This window comes from Streptomyces sp. NPDC058326, assembly GCF_042879855.1.
Lineage (GTDB): Bacteria > Actinomycetota > Actinomycetes > Streptomycetales > Streptomycetaceae > Streptomyces.
This window is the reverse complement of the sequence record NZ_JBHVZO010000028.1, coordinates 21,626-33,049: the sequence shown is the minus strand read 5'-3', so window position 1 is coordinate 33,049 and position 11,424 is coordinate 21,626. Positions and strand designations below refer to the sequence as shown.

At 71.3% G+C, this 11,424-nt stretch carries 9 protein-coding genes; 7 read left to right on the top strand and 2 right to left on the bottom strand.

Annotation, left to right across the window (positions count from 1 at the left end; translation table 11 throughout):
* Positions 1-3,875: polymorphic toxin type 27 domain-containing protein (locus ACFVYX_RS33310; RefSeq protein WP_389685223.1), on the top strand; the 3,875-nt coding region annotated here is incomplete at its 5' end.
* A gap of 16 nt (positions 3,876-3,891) precedes the next feature.
* On the top strand, positions 3,892-4,299 hold the full coding sequence (locus tag ACFVYX_RS33305) for a hypothetical protein (RefSeq protein WP_389685222.1): 408 nt from the start codon (positions 3,892-3,894) through the stop codon (positions 4,297-4,299).
* Positions 4,300-4,417: 118 nt separating this feature from the next.
* Here the strand turns inward: ACFVYX_RS33305 and ACFVYX_RS33300 are convergent, their stop codons facing one another.
* Positions 4,418-5,149, bottom strand: a complete 732-nt coding sequence (locus ACFVYX_RS33300; RefSeq protein ID WP_389685221.1) for a hypothetical protein — start codon at positions 5,147-5,149, stop codon at positions 4,418-4,420.
* Between the two features lie 92 nt (positions 5,150-5,241).
* A complete protein-coding gene (locus ACFVYX_RS33295) occupies positions 5,242-5,940 on the bottom strand; it encodes a hypothetical protein (RefSeq protein WP_389685220.1) in 699 nt (232 codons plus the stop codon).
* A gap of 198 nt (positions 5,941-6,138) precedes the next feature.
* Between ACFVYX_RS33295 and ACFVYX_RS33290 the strand changes: the two genes are divergently transcribed.
* The 5 genes from ACFVYX_RS33290 (at position 6,139) to ACFVYX_RS33270 (ending at position 11,421) form a co-directional block, all read left to right on the top strand.
* On the top strand, positions 6,139-7,572 hold the full coding sequence (locus tag ACFVYX_RS33290; RefSeq protein ID WP_389685219.1) for an MFS transporter: 1,434 nt from the start codon (positions 6,139-6,141) through the stop codon (positions 7,570-7,572).
* Positions 7,573-7,648: 76 nt separating this feature from the next.
* Entirely contained in the window at positions 7,649-8,824 is a 1,176-nt protein-coding gene (locus tag ACFVYX_RS33285) for a trans-sulfuration enzyme family protein (RefSeq protein WP_389685218.1), read from the top strand.
* Between the two features lie 93 nt (positions 8,825-8,917).
* Complete coding sequence (locus tag ACFVYX_RS33280) at positions 8,918-9,457, top strand: MaoC family dehydratase (RefSeq protein WP_389685217.1); 540 nt, start codon at positions 8,918-8,920, stop codon at positions 9,455-9,457.
* Between the two features lie 81 nt (positions 9,458-9,538).
* On the top strand, positions 9,539-10,381 hold the full coding sequence (locus ACFVYX_RS33275) for a class I SAM-dependent methyltransferase (RefSeq protein ID WP_389685216.1): 843 nt from the start codon (positions 9,539-9,541) through the stop codon (positions 10,379-10,381).
* A complete protein-coding gene (locus ACFVYX_RS33270; RefSeq protein ID WP_389685215.1) occupies positions 10,378-11,421 on the top strand; it encodes a class I SAM-dependent methyltransferase in 1,044 nt (347 codons plus the stop codon). The genes ACFVYX_RS33275 and ACFVYX_RS33270 overlap by 4 nt, the downstream gene beginning before the upstream one ends.
* The last annotated feature ends 3 nt before the right edge of the window (positions 11,422-11,424 follow it).

Genomic DNA, 11,424 nt, shown 5'->3' with positions numbered 1-11,424 from the left:
CCCAGCTGGAAGCCGTCATCGGCGACCGTGGCTGGATCGGGTTCATGCCCCTCGGGCAGGCGAGCGACCAGGACCGCGAGGCGGGCTACGCCTACCTGGACGCCTTCGCGGCCCAGAAGGCCGTCCTGGAGGACGCCAACCGGCCGTACGCGATGAGCTCGTTCAGTGACGAGATCGCCCTGCACGCCCCGGAGTTCGGCGCCGACATCAGCGCCTACACCTACGCCACGCAGGCGAAGATGGCGGACCGCATCGGCTGGGACGCGCACACCAACGCGAGCCCGGAGGCGATCGCCAAGGCCCGGCAGATCACCGAGCAGAACCGCGGCAAGGACAGCTGGCACGACTTCGCCGCCGACTGGATGCTGCGGGACTCCAACGTCAACAACACCCGCTACTTCGGCGGGACGACGTCGGCCGACATCGCCGTCTACCTGCGGCACGGCGGCTTCCCGGCCAAGAAGGTCGCCGAAGGCACCCCCGAGTTCCGCGTGGAGGTCGAGAACCTCAAGCAGGCGTGGGCCACGTGCAACCACGCCGACCCGGTGGACCCGCGCAACTCCTTGAGCGAGGCCGTCTCCCAGGCCTCGGCCGAGTGGGAGGCGGAGTACGCCGGCCAGGCCGCCCCGCGCGCCGTCATCATGCAGGCCGAGGCCGACGCCGCAGCCGCGACCCGGACCGCCACCGCCACCATGATCGAGGCCATCGGCCAGGCGTGGCGCGCGGACCAGATCCTGCGCTGGCAGAAGTACTGGCACGACGAGCTGGAGCGGGACCCGGACCACATCCTCAAGCCGAAGCAGGCCCTCTTCGACAAGGCGAAGACGGACCTGGCGAACGCCCGGGGCAAGGTCCAGGCGCTGAGCACCAAGGCGAAGGAGCAGGCCGCCCTGGCCGCCGCCGCGTCCCAGCGCGCGGTGACCGCCCAGCAGCAGGCCTGGACGATCGCGGACGCCTCCGAGGTGCCGCGCGGCCGTGGCCTGATGTACGCCCAGCAGTCGGTCCAGGTCGCCCGCGCCTCCGGCGCGGCCGCCACGGCCGCCGCGAAGGCGACGGAGACCGCGCTGAACGCGGCGAACGCCACGGTCTCGACGTCGGAGGCGCTCCTCGCCCTGGCGCAGACCGAGGCGCACGCGGTGAACACCGAGTTCCGCCGCATCGCCGCCCAGGAGGCCGCCGCCCAGGCGAAGGCCGCGGCGGACAGCGCCGACGCCTACGCGGTCTCGGCGGCGAACAACGCCGCCATCGCCAAGAAGGCCAAGGAAACGGCCCTCGCGGAGGAGGAGCAGGCCCGTCAGGCCGCGGCGAACGCGCAGGAGCAGCGCGCCATCGCGGAGCTGGAGCGCGCCAACGCGGCGGCCTACCGGGCCACCGCCGAGAGCGAGCGCGACAAGGCCAAGGCCCATGAGGCCGACGCCGTCGCGGAGGGTCAGATCGCCAGTGACGCCCGTGTCTCGGCGGAGGCCGCGGGAGCCACGGCGTCCGCCCGCAGGGGCGACGCCGAGCAGGCGGAACGCGACGCCGTCGCCGCCCGCGACAAGGCGCTCGAAGCCGAACAGCGGCGGGACTCGCTGAACGCGAAGGCGGCGGCCCTTGAGGCCAACGCCGCCGCCGACGAGGGTACGGACGCGGCGGTGGCCTCCCGTGCCGCGGCCACCGATGCCCGTGCCGCCGCGAACACGGCGACCACGGCGGCCACCAACGCCCGCGCGGCGGCGAACGCGGCCACGGCCGCAGCCACCAACGCGCGCGAGGCGGCCACGAAGGCGCAGGGCTCCGCGTCCCGCGCCAGGGCGGCGTCCGACAGCGCCTGGGCGTCCTACATGGTCGCGGCCGGTTCCGCGGCCGCCGCCCACGCTGCCGCGGCCGAGGCCATCGACGCCTCGGAGGCGGCGGCGGCCGACGCGCGGGGCGCCAAGGCGCAGTCCGAGAAGGCGTCCGCGGCGGCCAAGGTCGCCAAGGCGGAGGCCGCGGCCGCCCGTACGGAGGCGCTGCAGACCGCCGCCTGGGCGGCGACCACCTCCGGCAAGGCCCTCGCGGCCGTGCGGTCCTCGCTCGCCGCCCGTGACTCCGCAGCCGCGGTGATCAAGCCGGCCAACGAGGCGATCTCCCTCGGCGGGCCGTTCCAGGAGCTCGACAGCTCGGCCGCCTTCGCGGTCCTGACGGGACAGCAGTCCCTGACGATCTCGCAGCAGCAGGCGTCGGCGGCAGCCGCCACCGCGAACATGGCCCAGGCGTTCTCCGCCGAGGCTCAGGCCCTGGCCGCGCAGGCCGCCGCGGACATGAAGCTCGCGGCGCAGGCCGCAGCGGCCGCCGCGAACGACGCGCTCCGCGCCGCCAAGGCGTACGAGCGGGCCCAGGCGTCGGCCACCCAGGCCGCGAAGGACGCGAAGGAGGCGCAGGCTGCGGCGAACCGGGCCGACGGCTACGCGCAGTCGGCGGGCAACGACGCGATGGCGGCGTCGTGGGCGGCGATGGACGCCGAAGCGGACGCCATCGCGGCGGACGCGGCGGCCACGGAGGCGGAGAAGGACGCCGCCAACGCCCGTGCCGTGGCCACCAAGGCCGAGGAGGACGCCGCCAGCGCCCGTGCCACCGCCACCCAGGCGGAGACCGACGCGACGGCGGCGGAGAAGGCCGCCGCAGGTGCGCGGGAAGCGGCGGAGGATGCCCAGGCCGCCGCGGACCGCACGGAGTCGGTGGGCAACAGCGAGCAGATCTCGCAGGGCGTCACCACCGGGATCAGCGACGTGTGGGCGGTCCTCGACCACATCGAGTACATCGGCGAACCGCAGAACGTCGTCAAGGACAACTGCAGCCCGTGGCTCCATGTCGGCGACTGCACGATCACGTCCGACGTCACGTACAAGTCGCACGTCGACGTGTTCCTGTGCATGGCGGCGTGGGAGACGTACACGGGTGGCTGCCCGGACAAGGACACGGTCTACCTCGGCCCCGAGGTGTCGAAGGCGCAGACGAAGCGGCTCAGCGTCACGCTGACGATGACCCAGTTCAACTCGGGCATCGACCCGATCGACGTCCTCCTCGGCGACTTCATCGGCTGCGCCAAGCTGATCACTCCGGGCCTGTCCGGTGGCACCTGGGGCGACTGTGCCTGGGCTGCCAGCTGGTTCGTCGCGGGCGTGATCTTCAGGACCGCGAAGGCGGCGGTGACGGCGATGGACGCCGCCGTCAAGACCGGCATCGGGTTCATGGACGCCTTCATGGCGCTCCGCACCATCGGCCTGACCGAGGCCGCCATCCAGGGCATCATCAGCCGCATCTTCCGGATGGCCGGCGAGGCCTGCGAGGCGGCGGACACCGCGACCTTCAAGGTCGCGTCGTTCTCCGTCGCGTCGGTCGACGACGACCTCATCAAGAAGTGCACCGAGATCCTCCGCGACATCGTGAAGGACGGCGATCACATCGTCCTCGGAGTCAACCCCCACTCGGACGATCTGATCGACGTCGTCGGCGGGCGCACCTTCAACAACAAGGACTTCGGCATCGAGATGCCGGAGAGCATGGGGATGGGCAAGCGCGCTCTGTGGACGGTGGGAGTGGAGCGAGCGGTGTCCAACCCCAACGTGAGGATCTCGGTGACCCTGGACGGCATCCCGGGCGCCAAGAACGCCGACGAGGCGCTGACCATGCTTCTGCAGCGAGGGGAGACGATCGCGCCCAACGACTGGGCCAAGATCCAGGACGGTGGCTTCGGAACCGCGTGGGAGATGACCAAGCTCCGTTCGGCCGTCCGGATGGAGGACCGTGGCTGGAAGTCCATCGACTGGTGGATGACCAACTCGGAGGGCAAGGTCGTACGGGTCTTCCCGGAGCGCTTCACGTACGCCAACGGGCAGCCGGTCGCCGACTGATGAGGAGATGGTGGATATGGCGGATTTCGTCCGGGAGGGGCGGCTCTTCAGAGTCACCGGTTTCCTCCCGTCGCACCGGCGGCTCTTTCTGATCAGTGAGGCCACGCTGGTGGACCGGACCACGACGAGGATCGAGGTCTCCTTCGGGCATGTGGAACTGATGTTCCTCAGGCCCATCTACCAGAACGGGCTCCACATCCGGCGGGCGACCGCCGCCGAGTTCGGCGTGCTCGGCGAACGGCACGGCATTCCGGCGGAGGACGCCGCTTACACCTGGATGCTGGATCCGGATGGCGAAAGCTTCGTCGTCAGCTCCAATCCGAGCTGGCGGGAGGCGGAGTACGCCCTGATGAGTGAGGGGCAGTCGTTGTACGACGAGCCCTGGCCGCCGGATTTCCCGGTGGAATCGGGCCAGGTCAGCTGACCCGTTCGTCGCACAGAAAACGCCCGGCCGGGAATTTCCCGGCCGGGCGTCTTGCGTACGAGAACGTTTCGCGTACGAGGCAATCGTGCGGCATGAAGGACAAGAAAGGCGCGGGCGGTCAGCCCAGGAGTTCCAGCTGTGCCTTGACGAGCGTCTCGGGGATGGCGCTCTTCTGCGGGGTCAGCATGTTCACGCCGTAGAAGACCGCCACCACGCCGTTCTCGCGGATCACCGTGTACGTCATGGTGACGCTCTGCTTGCCGACGACGTTCGTGATGCGGTAGCCGAGGGACTCGTCTCCCAGGGCGGGTGCCTTGACCGGCTCGACCGCCTTGTAGGTGAGGCCGAGGGTCTTGAAGCCGCCGGGGCACTCCTTGAGGGAGCTCCGCAGGTCGGTCATGACCTTCTTGGCGTTGCTCTCCGAGTGGGAGGCGAGCCACATCGATCCGACCGTGGCGTTCTTCGCCTCGACGGGGTCGAGCGAGCGGTGCTGCACGCTCACCGCGGGGATGTGGGTGAAGCCGCCGGCGAGGCTCGCGACCGGCTGGCATTCGGCTTTGTCGGCCTTCAGGTCGCGGCCGGCCTCGACGTCCGCCTTGGCGACCTTCTTGGCCTCGAAACCGTTCTTCGTGCCGGTGAGCGTGGCCTTTTCGAGGTTCTGCGGTGCCATGGCGCCGATGCGCTCGGCCTCGGCGGCCGCCTTGGCGTCCGCGCCCGTCGCGCCGGGGGTGCTCTTCGCGCTCGCCTTCGGCTTCTTGTCCCCGGAATCCGCCGATTCGCCGCTGCACGCGGATATCGCGAGGAGGGCCGGCAGAACGGCGGCGATCGGAAGGGCCTTTCGCATTTTCATGTGCTTTCCTGGCGTCTCTCGCGTCGATAAGGACAAACGAAATGATCTTACCGGCGGAGGGGGGGAATTTCTCGTCACGGTTCGGCGTCGGGTCATCCGGTGCCGGACATGTCCGTCAATTCCTTGAGTTCCCGTTCCAGGTTTTCCCGCGCCTTCTCCTCCCAGGCCGCCGCCCCGTACGGCGTGCGGAAGAGCCGGGGGAGGCCGAGGAGCTGGCGGAGGACCGCGGCGCGGCCTTCGCGGAAGGCGGGGTCGGGGACGAAGGCGTACTCCTCGCGGACCGCCTCCGCATACCCCCTGTAGGTATCGGGCCCGGTGGCGAGGATGGCGAGGTCGGCGTCGCAGAGCGCCTCGCCGTTCAGGTCGCCGGGGTCGGGGTCGTGGGTGGTGGTGAGGCGGACCAGGCGGGCCACCTCGGCGACCTCGTGGGGGGTGAGTCCGGCTTCGGTGAGGGCCTTCTCGGCGAGGAGCGCCGACCGCTCCTCGTTCTCGGAGCGGTCGGGCCGGTAGACGGCGTCGTGGAACCAGGCGGCGAGCCGTACGAGCTCCAGCTCCCCGCCCTCGCCGCCCTGGTCGGCGAGTTCGTCGATGCGGTCGAGGACCGCCCGGAGGTGGTCGGCCGTGTGGTAGCGGCGCTGCGGCTCGGACCAGCGGGACAGCAGGTTCCGGCCGTACGGGGCGGGGTCGGGGCCCCCGCGGCCGGCGCGGGCGGCGAGCAGGGTGGAGTTCCAGCGCTGGAGGAGTGCGGCGTCTCCGTCTGCGGTCATCTCGTGCTCTTCCTCGGCGGTCATGGGGGCATTCTGCCCGCCGGGCCGGGCGCGGGCGGGTCCGGAGCGCGGTCCGGGCGGGGCGGAAGCAGTGCTTCCCGTCCGCCCTCATCTCTCCCTTACATACCCCCCAAGGGTATGCTACGGTGCTCCGCACAGGTACCCCCTAGGGGTATGCCCCGAGTCCGCTCGGGGAACCGACGCGAGCGAAGGGTCAGGGCAATGTCAACCGTCAATCCCCGGCGCTGGTGGGCACTTGTCGTGCTCGCCGCCGCACAGTTCATGGTCATCATGGACACCTCGATCATCGGGGTCGCACTCCCCGAGATGCAGAAGGACCTGGGCTTCACGCAGAGCGAGCTCTCGTGGATCTTCAACGCCTACGTGATCGTCTTCGGTGGTCTGCTGCTCCTCGGCGGACGCCTCTCCGACCTCGTCGGAGCCCGCAAGATCTTCGTCACCGGCTGGGCGGTGATGATCGCCGGCTCCGTCGTGGCCGCCGCGGCGCAGACCGCCTGGGTCGAGATCGTCGGCCGCGCCGTCCAGGGTGTCGGCGGTGCGCTCATCGCGCCCTCCGCCATGACCCTGCTGATGATGCTCTTCATGCACGACCCGAAGGAGCTCGGCAAGGCGATGGCGCTCTACGGCGCCGCCGCTCCCGCCGGTGGTACCGCGGGCGTCTTCCTCGGCGGTGTCTTCACCGAGTGGATGAGCTGGCAGTGGGTCTTCATCATCTACATCCCGATCGGCCTCGCGACCCTCGCCGCCACCAAGCTGCTCCCGAACGTCGAGTCCCGCCGCGGCTCGGTCGACGTCCTCGGCGCCGCCGCCGTCACCGCCGGCCTCGCCCTCGCCGTCTTCGCCGTGGTCCGCGCCCCCGAGGTCGGCTGGGGCTCCACCGGCACGATCCTCCAGCTGATCGGCGCCGCCGCCCTCCTGGTTCTCTTCTTCGTGATCCAGAAGAGCATCAGCGAGCCGCTCATGCCGCTCAGCGTCTGGCGGGTCCCGCGCCTCGGCTCGGCGAACCTGGCGATGACGCTGCTCGGTGCCGCGTGGATCCCGATGTGGTACTTCCTCAACCTGTACCTCCAGCAGGTCCTCGGCTTCGGTGCCTTCGAGTCCGGTGCCGCGCTGCTCCCGATGACCGTGCTCCTCATGATCTTCATGACGGCCATCACCTCCCGGCTGATGATGAAGGTCGGCGCCAAGCCGCTCATCGCGGGTGGCCTGCTCGTCCTCGCCGCCGGCCTGGTCTGGCTCGCCGCCGTCCCGCCGACCGGCAGCTTCCTCGTCGACGTCCTGCCGGCCTCGCTCGTCGCCGCGCTCGGCATGTCCCTCGCCTACATCCCGGCGATGATCGCGGCCATGTCCGGCGCCCCGCAGGAGCAGGCCGGTCTCGCCTCCGGCATCGTCAACACCACCTACAACGTGGGCTCCGCGCTCGGCCTCGCCGCGCTGACCGCCGTCGCCATGTCCCAGGGCGCCGACCAGCTCGGCAACCTGCCGAAGCTGACGGACGGCTTCTCGGCCGCCTTCATCGGCGCCGCGATCGTCGCCGCCCTCGGCGGTGTGATCACCCTGCTGGTCATGAAGAGCGACAAAGCGGTGGCCGGAGCGGCCGCCCCCGCCCCCGAGGCCGAGAAGGTCTCCGTCTGAACCGCCCCGAAGGGGCCGCCCGATGTCCGTCACCGGACGTCGGGCGGCCCCTTTTCCGTATCAGGGAAGGAACGCCATGGAACTGAACACCCGTGCCGTGCACATCTTCAACGAGCCCTTCCAGGGCGGCAGTTGGCCGCTCTCCGTGCCCCTCGTGCAGTCCTCCGCCTTCGCCTTCGACTCCGCCGCCGAACTCGCCGAGGCCATGGCGGGACCCGACGGGCAGTACGTCTACAGCCGCCGCGGCAACCCGACCGTACGGGCTCTTGAGCAGACCCTCGCCGGGCTCGAACAAGGCGCCGGGACCATCGCCTTCGCCTCGGGCATGGGGGCCATCAGCGGGGTGCTGCTCGCGCTCCTGCGCCCCGGCGACCGGGTGGTGGCCCAGCGCTGTCTGTACGGCGGCACCCACGCCGTCCTCGGGGACCTGGCCGAGCGGTACGGGATCGAGGTCGTACGGATACCGGGCGACGATCCCGCCGAGTTCGAGGCCGCCGCCGTGCACCCCGCGACCCGGCTCCTCGTCCTGGAGACCATCGCCAACCCCACCGGCCAGGTCCCCGACCTGCCGGGGCTCCTCGCCGCCGCCCGCGCGCTCGGGGTGACGAGCGTCGTCGACAACTCGCTCGCCTCGCCCGTCCTGTGCCGTCCTCTGGAGCACGGCGCCGACATCGTCGTCCACTCGACCACCAAGTACCTCTCCGGGCACTCGGACGTCCTCGGCGGCGCCGCCGTCTTCGCGGACGACGCCCTGCGCCGGCGGGTGTGGCCCCGCACGGTCGAACTCGGCGCCTGTGCCGACCCGTTCGCGGCCTGGCTGACCCTGCGGGGGGTGGCCACCCTGCCGCTGCGGATGCGGGAGCACTGCGCCAACGCCGCCGCCCTCGCCGAGCGGCTCGCAGCCCACCCGGGCGTCACCGCCGTCCACTACCCCTGGCTCGCCGGCCACCCCTCGTACGACGTCGCCCGGAAGGTGCTCGCGGGCGGCGGCGGGATGCTCTCCTTCGAGCTCGCGGGCGGCCGGGAGGCCGGCCGGGCCTTCGTCGAGCGCGTACGGCTCGCCCGGCTCGCGCTCTCCCTCGGTGGCGTGGAGACGCTCGTGACGCACCCCGCGTCGACCTCGCACCGGGAGCTGGACGGGCCCGCGCTCGCCGCCGCGGGGATAGCGCCGGGCCTGGTGCGGATGTCCGTGGGCATCGAGGACGCCGGGGACCTCTGGGCCGACATCGAACAGGCCCTCTCCCCACGGTAGTCGGACCTTCTTTTGGGTTGACAAAATAAATGGTCGATTCGTAGATTGGATGTCGCCAGGGAAAGACCACTCCTAGGTCAAGGGGGGCGCGCGATGCGCTACTTCGAGGACTTCCGGCCCGGCGACGTCCACGAGCTGGGCACCGTCACCGTCACGACGGAGGAGGTGCTGGAGTTCGGCAGGCGCTTCGACCCGCAGCCCTTCCACACGGACCCCGAGCGCGCGGAGCAGTCGCAGTTCCGCGGCCTGATCGCGAGCGGGTTCCACACCCAGGCGATGTTCATGCGCCGCTACGTCGACGGACTGCTCGCCTACAGCGCCTGTATGGGCTCGCCCGGCATCGACGAGGTCCGCTACCTGCGGCCCGTCCGCCCGGGTGACGTCCTCACCGCGCGCGTCGAGATCCTCGGCTCCACCCCGTCGCCGTTCAATCCCGCCACCGGCACCGTCAAACCGCGGTGCACGCTCGTGGCCGCCGACGGGACGGCCGTGTTCAGCATGATCCTGCACAGCATCTTCCGCCGGCGCCCAGCCGGCTCCGAGGCCGACCATCTGTCGTCGATGCCCGCGGCCGAGGACCCCGTCGCCTGCGCGCGACCGGCCAAGACCTGTGTCCCGGCCATGAGCGCCTGACGAGCCGTCCTTCGTCAGGCCCCTGAACACGGCCGTCCGTATCCCCGTACATCCAGCCACCGAAGTGAAGGGGGACCTCCTGTGGAGGCCGTATCCCGCACCGCCCAGTGGACCGCCGCCGCGCGCGCCCTGGAGACCGAGCGCGAGGACCGGCTGTTCGCCGATCCCTACGCGCGCACCGTCGCCGACGAGATCGGCTTCGAGCTGCTCGACCGCTACGACGGCGGCGGCATCGTGCCGTTCCTCGCCATCCGCACCACCTACCTCGACCGCGCCATCGTCAAGGCCGTGGAGGAGCGGGGCATCCGCCAGGTCGTCTTCCTCGCCGCCGGCATGGACACCCGCTTCTTCCGGCTGCCCTGGCCCGACGGCGTCACCGTCTACGAGCTCGACCGCCCGGCCCTCCTGGAGGCCAAGGCCGAGATGCTGGCGAACGAGCCGCGGCCCGCCGGCCGTACCCGGGTCACCGTCCCCGTCGACCTGACCCAGGACTGGACCGGCCCCCTCAAGGAGGCGGGCTGGAAGAGCGAGGAACCCGTCCTGTGGGTGGTGGAGGGCCTGCTCTTCTTCCTGCCCGAGCAGGCCGTACGGACCCTCATCGCGACCCTCTCCGCGCACGCCGCCCCCGGCTCCGTGCTGCTCGGCGACGTCATCTCGAAGTCCGCCCTGGACAACCCGCTGGCCCGCACCTTCATGAGCGCGCTCAAGGAGGACGGCAACCCGTGGCTCTTCGGCACCGAGGAGCCCGAGGCGCTGCTCGACGACTGCGGCTGGGCCGTACGCGAGGTGAAGCAGCCCGGTGAGCCGGGCGCCGACTTCGACCGCTGGCCCTACCCGGTGCCGGCCAGGACCGTCCCGCGCGTCCCCCGCTCCTTCCTGTTCACGTGCGATCTCCCCACCCACCACGAGGAGGCGGCGGCATGAGCGCCCACGACTTCCACCAGAGGGTCATCACCGACGCCGGCGCGGCCGTCCGCGGTCTGACCGTCGCCCTCGGCGAGCGCCTCGGCCTGTACCGGGCGCTGGCCGCCGAAGGCCCGCTGACCGCCGCGCAGCTCGCCGGGAAGACGGGCACGAACGAGCGGTACATCGAGGAGTGGCTGCACGCCCAGCTCTCCGCCGGCTACGTCGAGCGGCACCCCAGCTCCCGCACGTACACGCTCCCCGCCGACCACGTCGAGGTCCTCGCCGACCCCAAGGCCGTCACCTACGCGGCCGGGTTCTTCACCGCCCTGAAGGCGCTGTACGCCACCGAGGACCTGCTCGTCGAGGCGTACCGCACCGGTGACGGCGTCGGCTGGGCCGAGCACGACGCGGCCCTCGACACCGGCATGGGCTCCTTCTTCCAGCCGACGTACGAGCACAAGCTCGTCCCGGACTGGCTGCCCGCCCTCCACCAGGTCACGGACAAGCTGGCGAACGGCGGCACGGTCGCCGACGTCGGCTGCGGTGTCGGCCACACCACCCTCCTCATCGCGAAGGCCTTCCCCCGGGCCACCGTCCACGGCTTCGACTACTCGGAGGAGGCCATCTCGATCGCGCGGGAGCTCGCCGAGGAGGCCGGTCTCTCCGACCGGGTCGTCTTCGAGGTGGCCTCCGCCGACGACTACCCGGGCTCCGGCTACGACCTGGTGTGCTTCTTCAACGCCCTGCACGACATGGGCGACCCGGTCGCCGCCGCGCAGCACGTCCACAAGTCCCTGGACGCGGACGGCACCTGGATGCTCGTCGAGTCGAACGTGTCCCCGCAGGACATCGACGTCCAGACGCCCGCCGCCCGCATGTTCATGGCCCTGTCCGCCGTGATGTGCCTGCCCGTCGCGGTCGCCCAGCGCGGCCCGCACGCGCTCGGCAACCACTCCGGCGAGAAGGCCTTCCGGGCCATCGCGGAGGAGGCCGGCTTCACCCGCTGGCGGCGCGCGACGGAGACCCCGGTGAACGCGGTCTACGAAGTCCGCCCGTAACCC